We start from the raw sequence: 23,194 nt of genomic DNA on the forward strand, positions 1-23,194 counted from the left end.
GGGCATGTCGTCCAGGCTCAATCCGGCGGTTGGAATGGCCGGCAACGAACGAATCAGAATTTTCCCACTGCGCCAGCGGTTCAATCGCATGTGTTTGACGTAACTGCTGACACACACCGGCACGATCGGCACGCCGGCGGCGATGGCCATCTGGAACGCACCTTTCTTGAAAGGCAACAAGTCCTCACCGAGATTGCGCGTGCCCTCGGGGAAAACCCAGATCGAGGTGTCTTCATGCTGCAAGGTGTGGGTCGTGGTCAGCATCGACTGCCGGGCCTTATGCGCGTTGCCCCGGTCGATCAACACATTGCCCGCCAGCCAGAACAACTGACCGAACAAGGGCACCCACTTCAGGCTCTTTTTGCCGATGCACACGGTACGGCGGGGCACCACGTTGCCGAGTACGAACAGGTCGTAGTTGGACTGATGGTTGGCGATGATCACGCAGCTGTCACGGTTATCCATCAACGGCCCGACATCGGCCTTCACCCGCAGACGCAAAATGCACATCGCCGGCCATGCATAGAGACGCGCGCACAGACGGCTGTTGTCCGGGTTGAACGGGCGACACAGGCCCAGTAGCACCCCCAGCACACCGGCCAGAATAAAGTGCAGGCCCATCAATAACATACGAAACACGAACAGCATTTACAGGCCCCACCGGGACAAAAGGTGGCGCAGTGTACGGATGTGCACTGTTTTCAGCAATTGCCGCTATAGAGGTCGGAGATGGGCGATGTTTGTGCGCATGTTTCGGAGTTGTAGGTCAGACGCGTACTAGAGCGGTTGAAGGCTCTTCAACATAGTGCGTAAGAAAAAGCCCGACACGATGGTCGGGCTTTTCGGTGCGACGAGTGGGGCTTAGCCCAAATGTTGCTGGTCGAGAATAATTGCGTGGTCCAGTGTCTCCAGCAGCGCCTTGCGTACTTTCAGCTTGGTGTTCTTGTGTGCGGTCATGTTGATCTTCTTCAACTGACGAGCCGCCGCCAGTGCTGCGCCTTGCAGTTCCTCGGCCGACACCACCACGTCGAGGAAACCGGCTTCCACCGCGCTCTTCGGGTTGAACATCTCGCCGTTGACCACCGAACGCTGCAGCGCGACCTTGCTCAGGCGATCACGCGCGATTTCGATCCCGGCGTGGTGCATGGTCATGCCGATCTGCACTTCGTTCAGGCCGATGCTGAACGGGCCATCGACCCCAATGCGGTAATCCGCCGACAGCAGCAGGAACGCACCTTTGGCCACCGCATGCCCAGGGCACGCCACGATCACCGGGAATGGGTGCGACAGCAGGCGACGCGCCAGCGTCGAACCGGCGGTGACCAGTGCCACGGCTTCTTTCGGGCCGGAGGTCATCACCTTCAAGTCATAACCGCCAGACAGAATCCCCGGCGTACCGGTAATGATCACCACTGCACGATCAGTCACCGCCTGATCCAGCGCAGCATTAAACGCAGCAATCACGTCCGGCGAGATGGCATTGACCTTGCCATTGCTCAAGGTCAGGGTCGCGATACCGTCTTCGAGGTGGTAGGAAATCAACTCACTCATGACGCTATTCCTTGTATGAAAGTTGGGCAGACGTTACCCACCGCGGCAGGCCAGGTAAAGCGCCGTGACTGACCCGTCGGTCACCCTTTCCCCGCCGGGCAAGCGTAGCTCGCCACTCCCGCCGTGCATTCCACTCTTTATAGAAGGGGACGCGAAGCCAGAGATTGGCCGGTTTGCCATGGCCCACAATCCACCGGATCGTCTAAAACGCTAAGCGCATGAAAATTCTGCAAAAAAAATTTGCCATCAGAAAAGCTTTCGACTACATTAGCGCGCCTCGACAGACAGAACATGTTTGACGAGATACGGTGAAGTGTCCGAGTGGCTTAAGGAGCACGCCTGGAAAGTGTGTATACAAGAAATTGTATCGAGAGTTCGAATCTCTCCTTCACCGCCAAATTCGATGTAACCAAAACCCCTGATTTCGAGAGAAATCAGGGGTTTTGTGGTTTCCGGGTCTGAAAAAACACGAGATGAGAATCTGCCAACGCACCCTGAATGATGCAGGCGTATCTGCGCTTTCAATGTTCGGCCTGTTTAACGTGAAACGGACGGGGTTCCCTGCCGAGGGGCATTCCACTATCTGATAGTCGGTGCGCATGGCATTCTGCCCGGCAACAGTATTTCAGGGATCAGGAGCAGGTAATGGGCGAAGAGGCCGTGGGTGATAGTAACGTCAAAGGGGCGATTGATGCCGTGACCGGTTTGGTCAAGGCAGTTCCGATCTATGAAGATATGGTTCATCCGGTGGCGAAGCAGCTTGGCAAGTCATTGGAGACCGTGGGTAAGGCAATCAACGTTGCCCTCGCTCCTGTCGGCATCCTGGTCTGGGGGTATGACAAGTGCCAAGCGTTCATATCGACCAAGGTGGCGGATCGCCTGAAGGATGTTCCGACTGAAAACATTATTACGCCTAAGCCAAACGTTGCTGGCCCCGCCATCGAGGCGTTGCGCTATACGGGGCATGAAGAATCGTTGAGTGATATGTACGCCAACCTGCTTGCCGCGGCCATGGATAAAAATACCGCTGGGGACGCTCACCCGGCTTTCGTCGAAATCATCAAGCAGCTGACGCCCGATGAAGCCAAGTTGATTGACTATTTTCTGACCGAAAATACATTCCCGCTTGTCAGCTTAAGGCAGCGTCACAAGGGCACTGACTCCGGGGGGCGTGATGTGGCCGTTAACATGTCGCTATTTGGAGAAGCCGCGAAGGTTGAATTGCTCGACCAGGTGCCAGCCTATCTCGATAACTTGTGTCGGTTAGGCCTGATTGGCATCCCGCGTGGATACATTTATTTAGATAAGTCCCTTTACTCAGACCTGGAAAATTCGCAACGAGTGCAGGCGTGTAAACAGGCGATTGTGTCGAATCCCGAATTTGAATGCAGGCTAAGACGGGGCGCGGTGATGATTACAAATTTCGGGGCGCAGTTCGGGCGTATTTGTGTTCGGCGGCAGAAATCACCCGGTCCATTCGTCGGGCCTGGCGAAAACTGAATTACAAGTCTGGTAATGACCGGCTAGTCTCAAAAGCCTTGGTGGTCGATATTTTCAGGCAAATAGGGCTTGCCGGTATCGATCCCGCTTTGAGAGGGGAAGAGCTATGGCTGATCCGTACATCGAAGACGACGGGGCCGATTATCCAATCAACAATTGCGTGCAGTGTGGCCAAACCCACTATGTGGCGGGTTTTGGTGAAGATCCGTTGCAGACCAGCAAAGTGAAATCCACGGCGCCCAGAGCCGCCAAGGCTAAATTCCTTCCCAGGGTGGCGACGCCGACCAGGAAGTGACAGTCAACCGGAACGACCCCGCCATCGAGCGGGGTTTTTATTGGCTGTGATCGGGCCGTCAAGGCAGGGCTCCAGACGCGCGGTAATAGACCGCTATTTAATTTCACAAACTTTTCACACGTGCCTACGTAGGCTCAACTCATCCGTTAGAAAGCAGTACCCTGAGCCCGTCTCCCCAGCGGGCTTTTTTTTGCCTGTCATAAAACCTTTTCCATAAACGCTGTCCAACCGTCGCTCATTGCACAGCGCGGACGTTTTTGTGTGGACGTTTGCTGCGCGAAAGCATTCAATCTTCGGCCTTCGGTTTACCCCCCTATTTTTTTGAGGTTTTAGTCATGCGTTTAACACTGCCTGCTCTGGTTCTTGGGCTTCTGGTTGCTCAAGGTGCGATGGCTGCTGGTGATGGCACCGCAGCAATCGGCGGTGGTTTGGGTGGCGCGCTGGGCAACGTGGTTGGCCAGAGCATGGGCGGCAGCACGGGCGCCGCGATTGGTGCCGGCGTCGCGGGCGCTGCCGGCAGTGCTGTCGCCGCACGCAAAGGCAGCCGTACCAAGGCTGCCATTGGCGGCGGTGTCGGCGCGGCCGGTGGTTCGGTGATCGGCAACAGCCTGGGCGGCAAGACCGGCTCCACCATCGGCGCAGGCCTGGGTGGCGCTTTGGGCGGCGGCGTAGGCAGCAACCTGGCCAAGGGACACAAGCGTCACTGATCCTGATGGATCAAAACGAAAAGCCCGGCCAACTGCCGGGCTTTTTCATTCCGGAACGTTTCTGCCCGCGATGCCTCGAAGCTTTTATACCCTTGAAGAATGCGAGGTGTGTCATGACCCCGGAAATCGACGGCAAGAACCTCAGAGCGCCGGGTGCTCGAGGTTTAACGTTGTCCGCGTTTGTGTTGGGACTGTTGATGGCCCAGGGCGCGATGGCGGCCGGCGACGGCACCGCTGCCGTGGGCGGCGGGCTCGGCGGTGCGCTCGGTAACGTTGTCGGCGGACACATGGGCGGCAGCACCGGCGCCGCCATCGGTGCGGGTGTCGGCGGTGCGGCGGGAAGTGCGGCCGGCGCGAAAAAGGGCAGCCGCACAGAGGCCGCGGTCGGCGGTGGTTTGGGCTCGGCGGGTGGCTCGGTGGTCGGCAACAGCCTCGGCGGCTCAACCGGTTCGACCATTGGCGCAGGGCTGGGGGGCGCGGCAGGTGGCGCGGTCGGCAATAATTTAGGCAGTGATCACGGCAGCTCCCATTCCGGTGGCGGCCATAAACATAAGCACGCAAACAAGCATCGCTAACTGACCCTGAACAGTACGAGGTACGTCATGACTCCTGAAACCGAAGGCAAAGAAGAAAAAGGCCCTAGCGGGCTTCCGTTCATCAACGATCCGGGAAATGAAGATCCGGGTTCGCTGATGGATGATGCGACCGTGCCGCTTAACGACTCCGACGATGCGGGGGACGTAGGCAACCTCGAAGAGGCGGACGAAGAAGACGAAGACTGATCGGTTAGACCGATCGTCTCTTTGATCGAACGCACCTGCCGCCCCGCCCTCGAAATTTCAGGGCCTGCTCTCCAGGCCCCTCGAGAGGTGCTTTATGAACGCTCAGCCGCAAGACGCCGACATCGACGAAACCCCTGAATATCCGTTGCCTTCGCCTACCGACTCCTTGAGTCGCGATCAACGTCCGCCGGATGACGACACCGATGTGGAGCAAGTCCCGAACGACGATTTAAAGCGCGGCGATGTTGAAGCTGATCCTGATGATCCGGATATTGCTGGTGATGATTTGTCGGGTGAGCCGAGCTGAACCAATTTTTCCCTGATGCCGAAGCCTCGTTGCCGAGCCATTTGCAGTTTTTTGCGCGCGCTGAATTCCATCAGGGCGCGTCCCGGTCTTATTTTTTCAATGACTCGATCCAACAATTGTAGAAGTGGCGTTGTTGTTGAATGTCATGTGTGAGGTCTTTGTCTTCGTAGCTGAAAATATTAACGATATCTTCCGACCCAGCGGGTCTTCCCAGCTGAAGTTCATACGCAACAATCCCGCCAGCCATTTGCGACGCCATTCGTGATGGGTACACATTTATCTTCGCGCCTTTGCAGAAGAATTTGATGTCTGGAAAGTCGGCTCGCAACAGCCCAAAGCACTCAAACAAATCGTGTGCCTTATAAATTTTTTTCTTGCCGTCTCTCAGGGCGAAAATCAACGCGAGGTTCTTTCTATCGCATTCTATTGTTGCCGTCTCAGTGGCTTCATCAGCGCTGATAGTTACTTCTATTGATTTCATGGTTTTCTATTCGGGTTCGGGGTTGAGAAGCCGATATAGCTGCCATCGGCATTGACGGGGGTAACACCGAGAATGTCGCGGCTTTCTATTCCTCCAGGAAATGCGATTTCCGCTTCTTTCCTATGAGGCGACATCAGGCCTAGTCGTTTATTGACGTCTATACCGCGTATATTTTTTATCACATAGACAAATCCATCTTCATATCCATAACCCGTTGCAAATTTGATCGCCTCCGTTTTCGACGTGGTCGCACTGACGAAAAAGCTAGGGGGACTTCGGTTATCGACAGCATGTAGGTAGAGATCCATGCTGTCTCCCAACGGTTCGAATCCAGTGTCGAAAATTTCCCAGTCTTCTCTGGAGTCTCCGCGGTACAGGTATTGAGTGGCCGCCTTTGGGGTCGGGGCGCTGGGTTCGCCCTTATCGATCACGGATTTTGCCGTCGGATCCTCATCCCCAATCGAAGGCCGCTTGCACCCATTCCCCCCAGGACAATCACTCAACCCCAACGGGTCAACCCACCCCGTCGGGTTCCGCGTGTATTGATACCCGTTGATCCCGCCCGCCAACCCACTAGGGTCCGGCGTCAGATACCTTCCGACATCCGGGTTGTAATACCGATGCCGGTTGTAATGCAGCCCGGTCTCCGCGTCGAAATACTGGCCCTGGAAGCGCAACGGCTGATCCAGCACCTGATGGGTATCGCGGGTCAGTCGGATGATTCGACCGTAGGCCGTGTATTGCGCGGCCCAGACGATGTCGCCGCTGTAGTCGGTCAGTTCCTGCGGCGTGCCGAGGTGGTCGAGTTGGTAGTAGAACGGGCAGGCCTTGCGTTTGCCTTTGCCGTCGAGCATCGCGAGCGGGCGGAAGGTGCCGGGTTCGTAGAGGTAGCTGCGGTAGTGTTCGCGGCCGCTTTCGGCGACGAGGTGGTCGCCTTGCCAGAAGAACTCGGTGGTGTGGCCGTCGAAGGTTTTGGCGATGCGGCGGCCGAAGGCGTCGTAGCTGTACCTTGCGTAGCGTCCATCCGGCATCGTCACGCCGACCAGTCGGTGTTGGCAGTCGTAGCGGTACTCGGTGACGAGTTTTTGCGCGGTGCCACGGCGTTCGCGGATCAGGTTGCCGAAGGCGTCGTAGTCGAAGTGGCGGTCGCCTTGCATCAACAAGCGATTGCCTTTGATACCGGCCGGGCCGGCACGGTCCTGCATCAACAGGTTGCCGGCCGGGTCGTGGGCAAAGCTTTCGGGTTGTTGATCGCGAGTGTGGCGGACGCGGATCAGGCGATTGAGTGGATCGTATTGGTAGCTGCGCTGGCCGTGGCGGGTGTCGGCAATGCTGTCGAGATTGCCGTTTGCGCTGTAGGCATAATCGCGACGATACAGCGATTGCCGCTGTTGACTGACGGCGTGAGCCGTCAGCCGTCCCTGATCGTCATAGGCATAGTCGCTGAGCAACTGGCCTTGCTGGCGTTGTTGTTCGCGGCCGCAGGTAAATTGGTGATCGGTGAGGCGCGCGCCGTTGAGGTCGATGGCCGTTAGCGCACCACCCTTTGCGTGGTGGTAGTCAAGTTTGCTGCCGTCCGGCAGGCGCAAGTGATTGAGTTGTCCACAGGCGTCGTAGCGATAACGCAGCGTGCCCCAGCCCTGATGCTCGGTGATCAGGCGGTTCTGTCGGTCGTACTCGAATTCCAGTGGATGGTCTTGGCCATCGTTGACGCTGATCAGCCGACCGAGGCCGTCGTAGTGATATTCGACCTTGATCCCGTCGGGCAGCGTCTTGACCCGCAACCGGCCCAGTGAATCCCGCGCGTAAGCGGTCAGCAGTTGCGAGCCGTCATCGCCAAACTCGGTCTTCTCCAGCAGATGGCCATTGAGGTCGTAGGCGTACGCCGTGCGCCGACCGTCAAACCCGGTTTCCTGTCGGATCAGGCCGCTGGGCGTGTAGTCCAGATAATATTTTTCGCCGGATTCGTTGTGGATTTCCGTAAGCAGAAGCTGTGCATTGTCGTAGCGATAACGCAGTTGCGTGCCGTCGGGATTGATTCGGCGACTGACCAGGTGCAGGTCATCGTCATACTCAAAACGCGTGACGCGGCCCAGTTCGTCGCGTTCAGCGATGATCTTGCCGTAGGCGTTGTAGCTGAGCGCGCGGCTGTTGCCTGTCGGCAGAATCGTCTGGACCAGCCGGCCAACCGCGTCCCATCGGTATTGGGTGACGGCGCCGTGTTGGTCCTGACGGGAAATCTGTCGTCCCAACACATCATAGGAAAACCGACGCTGACCACCGTCCGGCAATGTCTCTTCGAGCAGTTGCCCGAGAGCATTCCAAACGAATACATGGCGGCTATTGTCCGGATAACGAACCGAAAGCAGCCGCCCTTGAGCGTCGTAGTGGCAGTGGGTGCTGTGCCCGTCGGGATCGATGGTCTCCGTGACATCGCCCTGAGCATTGCGCTGATATTTCCACAGCGCGTTGCCGCGACGTTGTGCATGCAGGAAACCGTTGCGGTATTCGTAGGATGTTGGCTCGTCTTCCGGAGGAATCAGCGCAATCAGCCGTCCGATCTCGTCATAGCGGTATTGGGTTGTCGCCCCCAGCGGTCCCTGTTCGGCAATCAGCTGGCCGTCGGCATCGTAGGTCTTGAGGTGCTCACCGCCATCCGGCTCGACCCGGCGAACCAATCGGGCCTTGTCGTCATGGACATACACTTCCTCGCTGCCGTCGACATTTTTTACCTGCACGACGCCGTTATCGTCCCAGGCATAGCGCGTATCCATTTGCGCGAACGTCGCCCAGTGGCGGATACATCTGGCCGCTGTTCCGGACCGTTCCCACTCCCAGAAGAAGCTCGCTCCACCGGCCAGTTGCCGCTGGAGAATGACGTGTTGATCGTCATAGTCGTAGCGCTCGCTTTCGCCGGCGGCATTGGTCGCTTCGACCAGTCGCTGACGGGCGTCGTAGCGGTAGACAGCAAGCGTCTGCTCTGTTTGCCACGCGTCTTCCAAAGTGGCGGCGGGGTGGTACGTCTGATACTCGACAGCGACGATCTGCCGCCGCTCGTAGCGCAACAGCAGCGCTCGCCCGGCGCCGTTGTCGATGCGTTGAATGCGATCCTGCCGGTCGCGGGTGATGCGCAGTCGATTGTTGTAGGCGTCGCTGATTGCGGTCAGCCGGCCACTGCGAAAGTGATAAAAGCGCACGGCTTCGCCTGCCAGCGCGACCACCAACTCTTCGGGCTGATCGCCCAGATAGATCGCTGCCCGTGACAGGCTGTTATGAATCGCCGGACGTGCCGCGTCAGGTAGCGGGAAGGTCGTACGACGGTTTTCATGGTCGATCCAAATGACGCTTCCTGCGTCCACTTCCAAACGATGCGCCAGCGAATGACTCCAGCCCCAGCCGAGGCCGCAATCAATCTCCACGGCGCTGGTCCGGTACAACCGGGCAAAGGCAAACGGCAGCAACCCGTTGAGCGAACCCTCTTCCAGCGTCAGCAATTCTTCGCCAGTGACCATCGACACCGGACAGCCGTTGGTGCACGTCAGCGGCGCGCAATCAGCGCTGTCGCCGTTGGGGTTTTTTGCCTGGTCGGGGGCGTTGTCACGTTGTTCGTGGCGGCTCAATCGGGTCATCGCCTCGGACTTGTCGCGGGCGACGGCGATCGGATTTCTCACCAGGACAACGGGCGCAGTGCCCGTGCTGATCTGCAACGGCACTGCGGGCGCAGGATTCATCGGCGCTTTTTGGGCGTGGATTGCGAGGGGTTTGAGTACACCCGCGTGGGTCGTCAGGGCGGAGCCGGCGCTGAGGTCCGCCAGTCGCTGACTCGCGGCGGCCAACCAGTTTCGCGCGCGCTCGGACTTGATTTTGTTCAGGACCTTCGCACTGATGCCAGCCGTTAATCCTGCGGCCCCGGTAAACCGCGCCAACAGGAAACCAATCAGGATTGCGGTACGAACTTCAGCCAGCACTTCGGCGATGTACTGCGGCGGCAACATCCGCAACCAACTGGTGATCGCCGCCAGATGAACGAACATCAGCGGTTCATCACTCAACACCAGTAATAGATTGGCAATCGATTCCGCCGAAGCTTTCAGCAGCGTTTCAAGTTCGGCCTCGGTGAGGTATTCAAGGAGCTTTTCACTGTTGGCTTGCAGGTCGGTGATCAGCGCGTAAATCTGCTTAACGTCATCCCACAAACCGTTCAACGAGTTCTCGACGCCGCGCCAGTCCGCCTGTTGCAGCAGACCGTAACGCTTGCTGAAACCCGCCTCGCGGAACTCGGCCCACAACGGTTCGAATTCCGTCGTCCACTCGTTGCGCAGCCAGCCCTCGAGATCGCTGAGGACACCTTGATAGGAGGCATACAACGCTTTGACGTGAGCTTCGGTGACATTCGGGAAGAAGGTGATGCGATAGCGTTGACTGCGTTCGCACTCGGGGATTTCGATGATGCCGCTGGGGCCGATCTCGCGATGGATCGGCTCGCCGAACGTGCCCGCTGAAAGCAGCGGTTCCAGCGTCACCGGCGTATTACCGATCGGCACGAACCGCGCCGCGTCGAACATGTGCACCAGCGTCAGCGCGCCTGTGGCCGGGCATGCAGCGACGGTCGAGCTGACAGGTGTGGTGGGGTTTTTCGGCGCCACCAGTCGGACGTCGTTGCCAACCTTGAACACCTGTTCGATGTCCAGCGCGTTGCCGGTCCAGAAGCGCGCGGCCCAGGCGTCGTAGTCATTCAGGCTCAGGCGAAAGTCGGCGAGCAGCGCTTCGACGTCCGGCTGCTCGGGGTTCATGGCGGCGACCACCAGCAGCCCGATGGCGTTATTCAAGGCCAGTACCCTGTCAGGGTCGAACATTCGCAGTCCCTCGCGCAGATCAATTTGAGCGCGAGACTTTGCTTGGGATCTGCGAGTAAAGAAGTCGGGAAAGGAGGCGTTTTATGTAGGGCAAATCGCTAAATGACGACCAGCACGTTTGGATCGCCCCCGGCATTCCCCGTTGCTCAATGCCTGCCGCGCTCGTTATGCTGCTGAATCCTTTAATCGATCACGGACCCGGCCGCACCTGCGCCGCCTCTGGGATGTCATTAGAAAACGGAACAGATGCGATGAATGCACCGCTGAATGAGTTCGGTCCGATCAAGGCCGTCATTTTCGACATGGATGGCCTGTTGCTGGACACCGAGGGCATCTACACCGAAGTCACGTCGCTGATTGCCGCGCGTTACGGCCGGGTTTTCGACTGGAGCATCAAACAGAACATCATCGGCCGTGGTGCCGGTGATCTGGCGCAGTATGTGGTGGAAGCGCTCGATCTTCCGATCACCGCCGAAGAGTTTCTGGTCATTCGTGAGCCGCTGATGCGCGAGCGTTTCCCCACTGCGCTGGCGATGCCTGGCGCCGAGGAGCTGGTACGGCACTTGAAGGCCCACAACATTCCGATTGCGGTCGGTACCAGTTCTTCGCGACAGTCGTTCGGCCAGAAAACCACCTTGCACCGCGACTGGTTCGCGCTGTTTGATTTCGTGGTGACGGCGGATGACCCCGAAGTCGGCGCGGCGAAACCGGCGCCGGATATCTTCCTCACGGCGGCGCGACGTCTGGGGGTCGCGCCTGAAGATTGCCTGGTGTTCGAAGATTCTCCGTTCGGCGTCACGGCAGCGAAAGCGGCGGGGATGACCGCGATTGCGATCCCGGACGCCGCCATGGCCGACGAAAAGTACGCACATGCCGATGGCATTCTTCGCACGCTGAAAGCGTTCGCGCCGAGTGCCTGTGGTTTGCCAGCCCTCGAGTGGGCGTGATGTAAAAAGCAATGTGGGAGCGGGCTTGCTCGCGAAGACGAGGTGTCAGGCAACATTGAATGTTCCTGGCATACCGTTTCGCGAGCAGGCCTGCTCCCACATTTGTATTGCGTTTATCTAATCGGTCAGGCGCCGAAACCGCCGTCGATGGTCAGGCTCGCCCCAGTGATGTAACCGGCCTCCGGCCCCACCAGGTAGGCGACGAAACTGGCGATTTCTTCGGCTTTGCCATAACGGCCCACTGCCATCAACGGAATCAGGCTGTCGGCGAAGTCACCGTCGGCCGGGTTCATGTCGGTGTCGACCGGGCCCGGTTGCACGTTATTGATGGTGATGCCGCGTGGACCAAGGTCACGGGCCAGGCCTTTGGTCAGGCCAACCAGTGCCGATTTGCTCATGGCGTACGGGCCACCACCGGCGAAGGGCATACGGTCGGCGTTGGTGCTGCCGATGTTGATGATGCGACCACCTTCAGTCATGTGTTTCGCCGCGGCCTGAGTGGCGACGAACACGCTGCGCACGTTGATGGCCAGGGTTTGATCGAAGTCTTCGAGTTTGAAATCTTCCAGCGGCGCAACGGCCAACACACCCGCATTGTTGACCAGGATATCCAGGCGACCGAAGGCGTTGACGGTGGCACTTACGGCATTGCGAATGGCCTCGGCATCGGCGCTGTCGGCCTTGATTGCCAACGCTTTGCCGCCGTTGGCGGTAAGGCTGTCTTGCAAGGCTTCGGCCTTGGCGGTAGAGCTGACATAAGTGAAGGCAACGGTCGCGCCTTCAGCAGCCAGGCGTTTGACGATGGCTGCGCCGATACCGCGAGACCCGCCTTGAATCAAAGCCACTTTGCCGCTGAGGTTCTGAGTAGTCATGTTGATCTCCAAAGTCCCGAGGCGAGATGTCTCGGTTGATGGAGCCTAGTATCGATTGAGGAATACAGGCTGTGTAGACGGACATTGCGATAGTCTGTGTAAACCAAAAGTTTATAGTGGCGATCATGGAAACCTTCAGCAGTATCGAATGCTTCGTACGCAGCGCCGAAGTCGGCAGCTTCGCCGAAGCTGCCCGTCGCCTGAGCCTGACCCCGGCGGCGGTGGGTAAAAGTGTGGCCAAGCTTGAAGCGCGGCTCGGCGTGCGGTTGTTCCAGCGCAGCACTCGCAGCCTGACGCTGACCGAGGCCGGTCACTTGTTTCTCGACGAAGTCAGTTCCAGCCTGCTGACGATCCAGAACGCCGTGGCCAATCTGGCCAGTGCCGAAGGACGTCCCGCCGGAACGCTGAAAGTCAGCATGGGCACCGTGTTCGGGCGGCTATATGTCGTGCCGCTGCTCGGCGAGTTTTTGCGACGCTTTCCGGCGATCAGCCCGGATTGGCATTTCGACAACCGCCAGGTTGATTTGATTGCTCAAGGTTTCGACGCAGCCATTGGCGGCGGATTTGAACTGCCGCAGGGTGTGGTCGCCCGCAAGCTGACACCGGCGCATCGGGTGTTGGTGGCGTCAGCCGAGTACCTGGCGGAGCGGGAGGCAATCGTCGAGCCGGATGATCTCAAGCACCACGATAGCATTCTGATTCGCTCGCCGCAGACTGGGCGCGTGCGGTCCTGGCAATTGACCAGCCGCACTCAGCAGCACAGTCCGTTGACGTTGAAAGCGCGGATGACCCTGAGCGATTCGGACGCGGCTTGCGCGACAGCGACCCAGGGTTTAGGCATTGCGCTGGTGAGCATGCCGTTTGCTTCGAGGTATCTGGAGAGCGGGGCGTTGCAGCGGGTGTTGCCGGACTGGTATGTCGACGATGGCAACATTTCCATCTATTACGCGGAGCACAAACTGCTACCGGGCAAGACCCGGGCGTTTGTGGACTTCATCATTGAGCAGTTTGCGGAGCAGGGATTGGGGCGTCGGTTCAGTGCGGTTTGAGCCTGGCTTGGGATCGAGTCGCGGCCTTCGCGAGCAAGCCCGCTCCCACAGGGAGATTTGTGAACGACACAGATCCAATGTGGGAGCGGGCTTGCTCGCGAATGCGGACTGACATTCAACCTTCATGTCGACCGATACACCGCTATCGCGATCAAGCCCACTCCACAGGGAATCTCCACAAGGCTGAAGGTTAGGCCTTGGACTTGCTGATGATATTCCCCGCATGCAGCCCGCATTCTTTCTGCGTGGCTTCTTCCCACCACCAGCGACCTTCGCGCTCGTGCTGGTTCGGCAGCACCGGACGCGTGCACGGTTCACAGCCGATGCTGATGAATCCGCGCTCATGCAGGCTGTTGTACGGCAGCTCCAGCATGCGGATGTAGCCCCAGATTTCTTCGCTGGTCATTTGCGCCAGCGGATTGAATTTGTACAGGGTGCGTTCCGGCGTGGAGAACGCGGTGTCGATTTCCAGCACGGCCACGGCGCTGCGCGTGCCTGGGCTTTGGTCGCGGCGCTGGCCGGTGGCCCATGCGGTCACGCCAGACAATTTGCGCCGCAGCGGCTCGATCTTGCGGATGCCGCAGCATTCGCCATGGCCGTCCTTGTAGAAGCTGAACAGGCCTTTTTCCTTCACGAACGGTTCAAGTTTCGTGTAGTCCGGCGACACCAGTTCGATGTCGATCTTGTAGTGCTCACGCACCTGATCGATGAACCGGTAGGTCTCGGGGTGCAAGCGGCCAGTGTCGAGGCTGAACACTTTGACGTTCTTGTTCAGCTTCCAGGCCATGTCCACCAGCACCACGTCTTCGGCGCCGCTGAAAGATATCCACAGGTCATCGCCGAATTCGGCGAACGCAAGTTTCAGAATGTCCTGGGCGGATTTGTTGGCATAGGTCGTGGCGAGTTCCACGACGTCGAACGTTGGGCTCATCAGGGCGGCTTCCTACAGGTCGGTGGCGCTGGGCGCTCTATATGTGACCGATGGTAACAAAATCCGGCTGAGCCTGGCGCGCCTCTCTGCGTTGCGCGGGCTCGCCCGAGTCGCTAGAGTTCGGCAGTCTTCGTACGCGCTCGACTCAATAAACAATACAAATGGGAGTGTCTTGTGGAAATTGCCTGTCTGGATCTTGAAGGTGTATTGGTCCCGGAAATCTGGATCGCCTTTGCCGAAAAAACCGGGATCGAATCCCTGCGGGCAACCACTCGGGACATTCCCGACTACGACGTGCTGATGAAGCAGCGCCTGCGGATTCTCGACGAGCACGGCTTGAAACTCTCCGACATTCAGGAAGTGATCGCCACGCTCAAGCCACTCGATGGCGCCATTGAGTTCGTTGATTGGCTGCGCGAGCGCTTTCAGGTGGTGATTCTGTCGGACACGTTCTACGAGTTCTCGCAGCCGCTGATGCGTCAATTGGGCTTCCCGACCTTGCTCTGCCATCGGTTGATTACCGACGATTCCGGCCGAGTAACCAGCTATCAATTGCGTCAGAAAGACCCGAAGCGCCAGTCGGTGCTGGCCTTCAAGAGCCTGTATTACCGCGTGATCGCGGCGGGGGATTCGTACAACGACACGACGATGCTGGGTGAAGCGGATGCGGGGATTCTGTTCCACGCGCCGGACAATGTGATCCGCGAATTCCCGCAGTTTCCGGCGGTGCACACCTTTGAGGCGCTGAAGCAGGAGTTCATCAAGGCGTCGAATCGGGCGTTGAGTTTGTAACTACCCTGTGGCGAGGGGGCAAGCCTCCTCGCCACAAAAAGCTACAGAGCCTGCAATGTATCGAGCAACACCTTCACCTTGGTGATCGATTCCTGATACTCGGCCTGCCACTGCGAGTCCGCGACAATCCCGCCGCCGCCCCAGCAACACACCTGACCCTCCTTGACCAGCAAGCTGCGAATTGCGATGGAGCTGTCCATCTCGCCACGCACGTCCAGATACAACAACGAACCGCAATACAACCCGCGTCGCGTCGGCTCCAGCTCGTCAATGATCTGCATCGCGCGAATCTTCGGCGCGCCGGTAATCGAGCCGCCGGGGAAACTGCCGGCGATCAGGTCCAGTGCGTCGCGGTTGTCCGCCAATTCACCGGTCACGCTGCTCACCAGGTGATGCACGTTCGGATAACTTTCCAGGCTGAACAACTCCGGCACCCGCACCGAACCGATGCGGCAAGTGCGGCCGAGATCGTTGCGCAGCAGGTCGACGATCATCAGGTTTTCTGCGCGATCCTTGGGGCTGGCCAGCAATCCGGCGGCGTTCGCGGCGTCTTCGTCAGCGGTCAGTCCACGGGGGCGGGTGCCTTTGATTGGGCGGGTTTCCACCTGACGCTCGGTAACTTTCACAAAACGCTCCGGTGAAAGGCTGAGCACCGCGCCGCCGTCGGGCAGGCTTTGGAAACCAGAGAATGGCGTCGGGCACGCCGCTCGCAACGCCACATACGCCGCCCACGGATCGCCTTGGCACTGCGCGCGGAAACGCTGGGCGAAGTTGACCTGATAGCAGTCGCCCGCCTGAATGTACTGTTGAATCCGCTCCAGCGCCTGGCGGTATTCATCGGCGCTCAAGTCGGCATTCATCGGAGCCTTGAGCTTGAAGGGCTCGCCCGCTTCAACCACAGGCTGACTAAAGAGTGTGATCAGACGCTGACGTTCGCTGTCGACCAGCGACGGATGGAACAGCAACTGACTGGTCATCCGTTGGTGATCGCTGATCAGCGCCCAGTCGTACAACCCGAAACGCGCGTCGGGCAGTTGCAAATCGTCCAGCGCCTGACTCGGCAGGTTTTCCAGGTGCCGACCGAAGTCGTAGCTCAAGTAACCGATCAAGCCGCCAGCGAACGGCAGGTCCAACGGAACAGCCGCTTCGCCGAGGCGCGCCAGATTATCGCGAAGGCGTTGCAGGAAATCGGTACCGCTTTCGTCCGGCCTCACTGCCAATTGCTCCAGCGGCCAGGCGCTGAGCAGGTCATAGCGCCCGCGATCGGCGGTTGGGCGGCCACTGTCGAGCAGCACGGCGCCGGGGGCATGACGAATCGCCGCGAAGAAGTTGGCGGGGTTGGCTTGATAGGGTAACGGGTGTACGGAACAGGTCAACATGGGCGGGGCAGGTCAGCCATCGAGGCGGGGTGGCGATTGTAGTCCTCTGCAGGAATTGCTCCTAGAGGGGATGTCGGGGATTGGCAGATGGGTGGCAGGGTTTGAAGGCTGTGGCGTTTGTCCGGTCGTCTTCGCGAGCAAGCCCGCTCCCACACTGGATCTTTGGTGCTGCATAAATCAAATGTGGGGGAGGGGATGTCGGGGATTGGCAGATGGTTGGCAGGGTTTGAAGGCTGTGGCGCTTGTCCGGCCGTCTTCGCGAGCAAGCCCGCTCCCACACTGGATCTTTGGCGCTGCATAAATCAAATGTGGGAGCGGGCTTGCTCGCGAAAGGCGCGACTTGGTTTTGGATCAGCCCTCAACCGCAGGAATATGCCCAAACATCTCTTGGACAAATTCCACCCGCTCCTGAACCGTCTCGGTGATCCCGCGTACCTTGAGCGCTTCCAGCCGCGCTTCAACGGCATGGGTGCGCAACGTCAGGCCGCAGTCATTGGCAATCTGGATGTTCAACCCCGGCCGGGCATTCAGCTCAAGAATCAGCGGGCCTTTTTCCTGGTCCAGCACCATGTCGACGCCGATGTAACCCAGCCCGCACAGCTCATAACAGCCAGCGGCGAGTTTCATGAACCCGTCCCAATAGGGCAGTTGCACGCCATCCACCGCGTTGGTGGTGTCCGGGTGTTTGGTGATGATGTTGTTCAGCCAGGTGCCGCGCAGGGTCAGGCCGGTCGCCAGATCCACGCCAACGCCAATGGCGCCCTGGTGCAGGTTGGCCTTGCCGCCGGATTGACGGGTGGGCAAGCGCAACATCGCCATTACCGGATAGCCCATCAACACGATGATGCGAATGTCCGGCACGCCTTCGTAGCTGATGCTCTTGAAGATCTGGTCCGGGGTCACCCGGTATTCGATCAGCGCACGGTCGCGGTGACCGCCCAACGAGTAGAGGCCAGTGAGGATGCTGGAGACGTGGTGTTCGATTTCCTCATGGCTGATGATCTTGCCGGACACGGTGCGATAGCGCCCTTCGAACCGGTCGGCAATCACAATGATGCCGTCGCCGCCGGCACCCTGGGCCGGTTTGATCACGAAGTCGTTGCGCCCGCCGATGATCGCGTCGAGGTTGTCGATTTCCTTCTCGGTGGAAATCACCCCATACAGTTCCGGCACATGAATACCGGCGGCGATTGCGCGCTCCTTGGTGATGATCTTGTCATCGACAATCGGGTACAGGCTGCGCTTGTTGTACTTGAGCACGTAGTCGGCGTTACGCCGATTGATGCCCATGATGCCCCGGGCTTCCAGGGCCTTCCAGGTCTTCCAGAAGCCGAACATCAGGCGTCAGCCTTCTTCAGGAAAGCCTTGAAACGCACCAGTTCGGTGAGGCGGTAGCCGCGATAGCGACCCATGGCCAGCATGAAGCCCACCAGAATCAGCAGGATCGCCGGGAAGGTGAACACGAAATACACCAGCTCCGGCACGCTCATGATCAGATGCGCCAGCGACGCGGCAAACAGCGTGCCGACGGCCACTTTCATCGCATGGCCGGAGCCGCGTTCTTCCCAGGTGATCGACAGGCGTTCGATGGTCATGGTCAGAATCACCATCGGGAACAGCGCCACCGACAGCCCGCGCTCCAGGCCGAGTTTATGGCTGAACAGGCTGATCGCCGCGATCAGCACCACCACAAACGTCAGCACCACCGACAGCCTCGGCAGCATTTGCAGCTTCAAGTGTTCCAGATAGGAACGCAGCGACAGCCCCAGCGCCGTGATGATGGTGAACAGCACGATGCCGAAGCCGAGCTGGGTCTCGCGGAAGGCGAGGGCGATCAGCACCGGGGTAAAGGTGCCGAGCGTCTGCAAGCCGATCAGGTTGCGCAGGATCAGGATCACCAGCACGCCGATCGGGATCATCACCATGATCATGAAGGTCTGCTGGGTTTGCAGCGGCAAGCCGTATAGCGAGTATTCGAGGAAGTTGGCGTCGGTATTTTCGTCGGTCAGCTTGGCCAGGCGAATCGCGTTCATTTCGCTGTTGTTCAGGCTGAACGTCACGTTGGCTTTTTTGCCGCCATCGACAGTGATCAGGTTCTCGTCGCCGGTCCACCACAGCAGGCGGTCGGTCGGCAGGCCCTGTTCACCGGTTTCCGGATTGAAGTACAGCCAGTCGGTGCCGTTGAAGCTGCGCAGCCAGAGCTCAGGGGTTTGCGGCTGGTCGGCCACCAAACGGATGGTGTGGACCTTTTCCACTGGTACGTGGGCGATGGACAGGACCAGTTCGACGATTTTGGCTTTATGTCCGCTGGACGGATCGCCGCCGAGCAACAGCTTCACGTTGTCGTCGTTGACGTTGTTGACTCGCTTGATCGCCTCGCCAATAAAGGTTTCGACGTCAGCCGAGTGCTGGCGAATCGGCGCGAGCAACGCTTCGGCGGCGATTTTCTCCGCGCCTTCGACGGCGATGCTGTCGCGGAAGGTCGGGCCTTTGATCTTGGATTTTTCGCCGCTGTAGCGCTTGGTCAGCACCAGTCGGTAATAAAGGGTCTGGTTGCCCTTGGCCCGACGCGCCGACCAGGTGACCTTGCGGTTGCCGTCGACCCGGTTCACCGCCACGCCGTAGTTATTGGAGATGAAGCTTTCGTTCAGGCTCACAAAGTCGCGGCTCAGTGGCGGCACGAACATCTGGATCTTGACCGGGTCCTTGGCACTGGCGACGAACTCGACCTTGGCGTCGATGTTCCACAAGTCGTCGGTGGCGTCTTCGGTCACGGGAATGCCGAGCACGAAGATCTGATAGGCCGTAACTGAAATGCCCAGCGCCACCAGGATGGCGATCAGGATTTTCAGATGGAGGGTAAGAGAGCGCATTGGAATTACTCTGCGGTATGTGCGTCGGTGGCGCAGGCGGGTTTGCCAGCAGCGTATTTAAGACTGGGGTCGACCAGCGCGTCGAAGCGTTTCAGGGCTTCGGAGCCAATCAAAAGCGGGTACTGGAAGGCGCTGCGGTCAGTCAGGTTCACTTCGATACTGCGTAACGCCGAGCCCATGCAGATGTCCAGTTCGATCACCGGACGGGCCGTGTACTTCTTGCCTTCTTCCGGGTCGTAGTCGCCGGCGCGGCGCTTGATCTTGCTGACCCGGGCCAGTGGCCGTTCGATCGGGTGCGAGTGCGCGGTGTCGATGGCGAGATAGAAGCGCACCCAGGACTCGCCATTGCGTTTGAAACGTTTGATGTCGCGGGCGCTCAGGGAGGCAGTCTTGGCCCCGGTATCGAGTTTGGCCGCGACTTCCAGGTCAATGCCGTCCAGGGACGCGTACTCGTTGAGGCCATACACGGTCTTTTCGCCCGCCGTGGCAAAACCGGGCAGGCAAAGAAGATAGAGGAATGTGGGGAGGGGCTTGAGTCTCATAAATCCTGGTGCGCAGCGGTCCGTGTTCGATTCAAGGCCCTGGCATCGCTGCGCAAGCTTCCTCGTATGCCTATCAACTCTTTATGACAAGCCGTGCAGATGTCACAACAAATGCGGGCGGCATTCTAGCACGGTGGTTTTATGGCGCCAGCGCTGGCAGGCGGCTATAAATAGAGGGTTTGCGTCGTTATGGTGCAAGCGGTTATTAGACGATTGTCGACAATATCTATTTATCCTTTGACTGTGACGGCCGATTTCGCTAGTTTTTGCGCCATTGGCTTTCAAGGTGTCGACAATATGCTGGATCAACTCGATCCCCCGGTCATGGCCCAGGACGATTCGGAAACGCTTTCCGAGAACGTCTTCCGGCGCATTCAGGCGGCCATCGTCAAGGGTGACATCGCCCCGGGCAGCAAGATTTCCGAGCCGGAACTGGCCCGCACCTATGGCATCAGCCGTGGTCCGCTACGGGAAGCGATCCACCGCCTGGAAGGCCAGCGGCTGCTGGTGCGGGTGCCGCACGTCGGCGCACGGGTGGTTTCCCTGAGCCACGCCGAGTTGCTGGAACTCTACGAAATCCGCGAATCCCTCGAAGGCATGGCCTGTCGCCTGGCTGCCGAGCGCATGACCGTCGAAGAAATCGACGAGTTGCGCCGCGTCCTCGAAACCCACGAGCGCGATGCGGCGTTTCAGGCCGGTGTCGGCTACTACCAGCAGGAAGGCGATTTCGACTTCCACTACCGAATCATCCAGGGCAGCGGCAACCGCACCCTGACGCAAATGCTTTGCGGCGAGCTGTATCAATTGGTGCGCATGTACCGCATCCAGTTTTCCACCATGCCCAATCGCCCGCGTCAGGCCTTCGCCGAGCACCACCGAATTCTCGACGCCATCGCCGACCGTGACGGTGAGCTGGCCGAGTTGTTGATGCGCCGCCACATCGGCGCCTCCAAACGCAATATCGCCCGTCATTATCAGGACGGCGCTAACCCGACAGCCACTGAACGAGGTGAGTCATGAGTTCCAACAAGAGCACTCCAGGCCAGCGTTTCCGCGATGCGGTCGCCAGCGAGCATCCATTGCAAGTGGTCGGCGCGATCAACGCCAACCACGCGCTGCTGGCCAAGCGCGCCGGTTTCAAGGCGATTTACCTGTCGGGTGGCGGGGTGGCTGCCGGCTCCCTCGGCGTGCCGGACCTGGGCATCACCGGCCTGGACGACGTGCTGACCGACGTGCGGCGCATCACCGACGTTTGCGACTTGCCGCTGCTGGTGGACGTGGACACCGGTTTCGGTTCCTCGGCGTTCAACGTCGCGCGCACCGTCAAATCGATGATCAAGTTCGGCGCGGCGGCGATTCATATCGAAGACCAGGTCGGCGCCAAGCGTTGCGGCCACCGTCCCAACAAAGAGATCGTCTCGCTGCAGGAAATGGTCGACCGCATCAAAGCCGCCGTCGATGCCCGCACCGATGACAGCTTCGTGATCATGGCGCGCACCGACGCCTTGGCGGTTGAAGGCCTGGAGTCGGCACTGGAGCGCGCCGAGGCGTGCATCGAAGCCGGCGCCGACATGATTTTCCCGGAAGCGATCACCGAACTTGAGATGTACAAACTGTTCGCCAGCCGCGTGAAAGCGCCGATCCTGGCCAACATCACCGAATTCGGCTCGACGCCGCTGTACACCACCGAGCAGCTTGCGGGGGCGGACGTGTCGCTGGTGCTTTACCCGTTGTCGGCATTTCGCGCGATGAACAAAGCCGCGGAAAACGTCTACACCGCCATCCGCCGCGACGGCACGCAACAGAACGTCATCGACACCATGCAGACGCGCATGGAGCTTTACGATCGCATCGACTACCACACCTTCGAGCAGAAGCTCGATGCGTTGTTTGCGGCGAAGAAGTAAAGATCAAAAGATCGCGGCTTTCGCCAGCTCCTGCAGTGTTCACTGTTCCCCTGTAGGAGCTGGCGACTGCAACGAGGCTGCGATTTTTTCGGCATCACCCGAATAACCTGATGAATCACAACTTGCCGATTCCCTAAAAATTTCAAGATTGGAGACAGCAATGGCCGAAGCAAAAGTACTCAGTGGCGCCGGGCTCCGTGGCCAAGTGGCCGGGCAAACCGCATTGTCCACCGTCGGGCAGTCGGGCGCAGGCCTGACCTATCGCGGCTATGACGTTCGCGAACTGGCGGCTGACGCGCAATTCGAAGAAGTGGCGTACCTGCTGCTGTACGGCGAACTGCCGACCAAGGCCCAACTCGCCGCTTACGAGAGCAAGCTGAGCAAGCTGCGCGACCTGCCGCAAGCGCTGAAAGAAGTGCTGGAACGCATTCCCGCCGACGCTCACCCGATGGACGTGATGCGCACCGGTTGCTCGTTCCTGGGCAACATCGAGCCGGAGCAAGACTTCTCCCGGCAGCACGACGTGACCGACCGCCTGCTGGCCGCGTTCCCGGCGATCATGTGCTACTGGTATCGCTTCAGCCACGACGGCAAACGCATCAGTTGCGTGAGCGACGAGCGATCCATCGGCGGCCATTTCCTGCATTTGCTGCACGACAAGAAGCCGAGCGAATTGCACGTCAAAGTGATGAACGTTTCGCTGATCCTCTACGCGGAACACGAGTTCAACGCCTCGACATTTACCGCCCGTGTTTGCGCCTCGACGCTATCGGACATGTTCTCTTGCATCACTGCGGCCATCGGTTCCCTGCGTGGCCCGCTGCACGGTGGCGCCAACGAAGCGGCGATGGAAATGATCGAGCGCTTCAAATCGCCGGAAGAGGCGATCAAGGGCACCCTCGGCATGCTCGAGCGCAAGGACAAGATCATGGGCTTCGGGCACGCGATCTATAAGGACAGCGATCCGCGCAACGAGGTGATCAAGGGCTGGTCGAAAAAACTCGCTGAAGAAGTCGGCGACACCGTGTTGTTTCCGGTCTCGGAAGCCATCGACAAGACCATGTGGGAACAGAAGAAACTGTTCCCGAACGCCGACTTCTACCACGCGTCGACGTACCACTTCATGGGGATCCCGACCAAATTGTTCACACCGATTTTCGTCTGCTCGCGCCTGACCGGCTGGGCGGCGCATGTGTTCGAACAACGTGCCAACAACCGCATCATCCGCCCGAGCGCCGAGTACATCGGCGTCGAACAGCGCAAGTTCGTGCCAATCGAACAACGCTGAATGGGAAAGGGCGCCGGTACGGGATCTGAATAAACGCAGATCCCTGTGGGAGCGAGCTTGCTCGCGATAGCGGTGGGCCATCCAACATCAATGTCGGATGTGACTCAGCCATCGCGAGCAAGCTCGCTCCCACAG

22 protein-coding genes and 1 tRNA gene are annotated in these 23,194 nt (G+C 59.1%); 13 read left to right on the forward strand and 10 right to left on the reverse strand.

The annotated features are described in order from the left end of the window. Both ACQKP4_RS20410 and ACQKP4_RS20415 read right to left on the reverse strand, forming a co-directional pair. On the reverse strand, positions 1–648 hold a 648-nt coding region (locus tag ACQKP4_RS20410), incomplete at its 3' end, for a lysophospholipid acyltransferase family protein (RefSeq protein WP_427635434.1). 213 nt (positions 649–861) lie between these two features. Beyond that, complete coding sequence (locus ACQKP4_RS20415; RefSeq protein WP_427635435.1) at positions 862–1,551, reverse strand: crotonase/enoyl-CoA hydratase family protein; 690 nt, start codon at positions 1,549–1,551, stop codon at positions 862–864. Between the two features lie 307 nt (positions 1,552–1,858). Here ACQKP4_RS20415 and ACQKP4_RS20420 point away from each other — a divergent pair. The 7 genes from ACQKP4_RS20420 to ACQKP4_RS20450 all read left to right on the forward strand — a co-directional run bounded on the left by ACQKP4_RS20420 (position 1,859) and on the right by ACQKP4_RS20450 (position 5,142). Then, positions 1,859–1,948: transfer RNA gene (locus tag ACQKP4_RS20420), tRNA-Ser, on the forward strand. Positions 1,949–2,196: 248 nt separating this feature from the next. Beyond that, positions 2,197–3,051 (forward strand): DUF4393 domain-containing protein, encoded by an 855-nt coding sequence (locus tag ACQKP4_RS20425; RefSeq protein WP_427635436.1) that lies wholly within the window; start codon positions 2,197–2,199, stop codon positions 3,049–3,051. Between the two features lie 106 nt (positions 3,052–3,157). Then, on the forward strand, positions 3,158–3,346 hold the full coding sequence (locus tag ACQKP4_RS20430; RefSeq protein ID WP_427635437.1) for a hypothetical protein: 189 nt from the start codon (positions 3,158–3,160) through the stop codon (positions 3,344–3,346). Positions 3,347–3,681: 335 nt separating this feature from the next. Further along, on the forward strand, positions 3,682–4,053 hold the full coding sequence (locus ACQKP4_RS20435) for a hypothetical protein (protein ID WP_059404653.1): 372 nt from the start codon (positions 3,682–3,684) through the stop codon (positions 4,051–4,053). Positions 4,054–4,166: 113 nt separating this feature from the next. After that, a complete protein-coding gene (locus ACQKP4_RS20440; protein WP_427635438.1) occupies positions 4,167–4,628 on the forward strand; it encodes a glycine zipper domain-containing protein in 462 nt (153 codons plus the stop codon). Positions 4,629–4,655: 27 nt separating this feature from the next. Continuing rightward, entirely contained in the window at positions 4,656–4,835 is a 180-nt protein-coding gene (locus ACQKP4_RS20445; RefSeq protein ID WP_427635439.1) for a hypothetical protein, read from the forward strand. Positions 4,836–4,929: 94 nt separating this feature from the next. After that, positions 4,930–5,142 (forward strand): hypothetical protein, encoded by a 213-nt coding sequence (locus ACQKP4_RS20450; RefSeq protein WP_427635440.1) that lies wholly within the window; start codon positions 4,930–4,932, stop codon positions 5,140–5,142. 88 nt (positions 5,143–5,230) lie between these two features. On the opposite strand, the gene ACQKP4_RS20455 is transcribed toward ACQKP4_RS20450, so the two are convergent. Continuing rightward, positions 5,231–5,623, reverse strand: a complete 393-nt coding sequence (locus ACQKP4_RS20455; RefSeq protein ID WP_427635441.1) for a hypothetical protein — start codon at positions 5,621–5,623, stop codon at positions 5,231–5,233. Further along, a complete protein-coding gene (locus ACQKP4_RS20460; protein WP_427635442.1) occupies positions 5,620–10,479 on the reverse strand; it encodes an RHS repeat-associated core domain-containing protein in 4,860 nt (1,619 codons plus the stop codon). Before ACQKP4_RS20460 ends, ACQKP4_RS20455 begins: the two co-directional genes overlap by 4 nt. A gap of 251 nt (positions 10,480–10,730) precedes the next feature. Between ACQKP4_RS20460 and ACQKP4_RS20465 the strand changes: the two genes are divergently transcribed. Further along, entirely contained in the window at positions 10,731–11,426 is a 696-nt protein-coding gene (locus tag ACQKP4_RS20465; RefSeq protein ID WP_427635443.1) for an HAD-IA family hydrolase, read from the forward strand. A 125-nt stretch (positions 11,427–11,551) separates the two neighbouring features. On the opposite strand, the gene ACQKP4_RS20470 is transcribed toward ACQKP4_RS20465, so the two are convergent. Next, positions 11,552–12,298 (reverse strand): 3-oxoacyl-ACP reductase family protein, encoded by a 747-nt coding sequence (locus ACQKP4_RS20470; protein ID WP_427635444.1) that lies wholly within the window; start codon positions 12,296–12,298, stop codon positions 11,552–11,554. Positions 12,299–12,423: 125 nt separating this feature from the next. Between ACQKP4_RS20470 and ACQKP4_RS20475 the strand changes: the two genes are divergently transcribed. After that, on the forward strand, positions 12,424–13,347 hold the full coding sequence (locus tag ACQKP4_RS20475; protein WP_427635445.1) for a LysR family transcriptional regulator: 924 nt from the start codon (positions 12,424–12,426) through the stop codon (positions 13,345–13,347). Positions 13,348–13,537: 190 nt separating this feature from the next. Here the strand turns inward: ACQKP4_RS20475 and ACQKP4_RS20480 are convergent, their stop codons facing one another. Continuing rightward, entirely contained in the window at positions 13,538–14,278 is a 741-nt protein-coding gene (locus ACQKP4_RS20480) for a phosphoadenylyl-sulfate reductase (protein WP_008027340.1), read from the reverse strand. Positions 14,279–14,452: 174 nt separating this feature from the next. Between ACQKP4_RS20480 and thrH the strand changes: the two genes are divergently transcribed. Continuing rightward, the gene (gene thrH / locus ACQKP4_RS20485; RefSeq protein ID WP_427635446.1) at positions 14,453–15,070 is read left to right on the forward strand and encodes a bifunctional phosphoserine phosphatase/homoserine phosphotransferase ThrH; all 618 of its coding nucleotides are present in this window, start codon (positions 14,453–14,455) and stop codon (positions 15,068–15,070) included. A 41-nt stretch (positions 15,071–15,111) separates the two neighbouring features. On the opposite strand, the gene pabB is transcribed toward thrH, so the two are convergent. The 4 genes from pabB to ACQKP4_RS20505 form a co-directional block, all read right to left on the reverse strand. Beyond that, the gene (gene pabB / locus ACQKP4_RS20490) at positions 15,112–16,449 is read right to left on the reverse strand and encodes an aminodeoxychorismate synthase component I (RefSeq protein ID WP_427635447.1); all 1,338 of its coding nucleotides are present in this window, start codon (positions 16,447–16,449) and stop codon (positions 15,112–15,114) included. A gap of 351 nt (positions 16,450–16,800) precedes the next feature. Beyond that, positions 16,801–17,787 carry an alpha-L-glutamate ligase-like protein gene (locus ACQKP4_RS20495; protein ID WP_427635448.1) on the reverse strand — a complete coding sequence of 329 codons (987 nt, stop codon included), beginning with the start codon at positions 17,785–17,787 and terminating at the stop codon, positions 16,801–16,803. Beyond that, positions 17,787–19,322: an inactive transglutaminase family protein gene (locus tag ACQKP4_RS20500; protein WP_427635449.1), complete on the reverse strand. Its 1,536-nt coding sequence runs from the start codon at positions 19,320–19,322 to the stop codon at positions 17,787–17,789. The genes ACQKP4_RS20495 and ACQKP4_RS20500 overlap by 1 nt, the downstream gene beginning before the upstream one ends. Before the next feature lie 5 nt (positions 19,323–19,327). Then, positions 19,328–19,864, reverse strand: a complete 537-nt coding sequence (locus ACQKP4_RS20505; RefSeq protein ID WP_427635450.1) for an ATP-dependent zinc protease family protein — start codon at positions 19,862–19,864, stop codon at positions 19,328–19,330. Between the two features lie 297 nt (positions 19,865–20,161). On the opposite strand from ACQKP4_RS20505, the gene ACQKP4_RS20510 reads away from it, so the two are divergent. From ACQKP4_RS20510 to prpC, 3 genes are all read left to right on the forward strand, one after another. Next, positions 20,162–20,884: a GntR family transcriptional regulator gene (locus ACQKP4_RS20510; RefSeq protein ID WP_427635451.1), complete on the forward strand. Its 723-nt coding sequence runs from the start codon at positions 20,162–20,164 to the stop codon at positions 20,882–20,884. Further along, a complete protein-coding gene (prpB, locus tag ACQKP4_RS20515; RefSeq protein ID WP_427635452.1) occupies positions 20,881–21,771 on the forward strand; it encodes a methylisocitrate lyase in 891 nt (296 codons plus the stop codon). The genes ACQKP4_RS20510 and prpB overlap by 4 nt, the downstream gene beginning before the upstream one ends. 160 nt (positions 21,772–21,931) lie before the next feature. Beyond that, positions 21,932–23,059, forward strand: coding sequence for a bifunctional 2-methylcitrate synthase/citrate synthase (gene prpC, locus ACQKP4_RS20520; RefSeq protein ID WP_427635453.1), 1,128 nt, complete (start codon positions 21,932–21,934; stop codon positions 23,057–23,059). Positions 23,060–23,194: the final 135 nt, after the last annotated feature.

This window comes from Pseudomonas sp. NPDC086278 (assembly GCF_050280905.1).
GTDB lineage: Bacteria > Pseudomonadota > Gammaproteobacteria > Pseudomonadales > Pseudomonadaceae > Aquipseudomonas.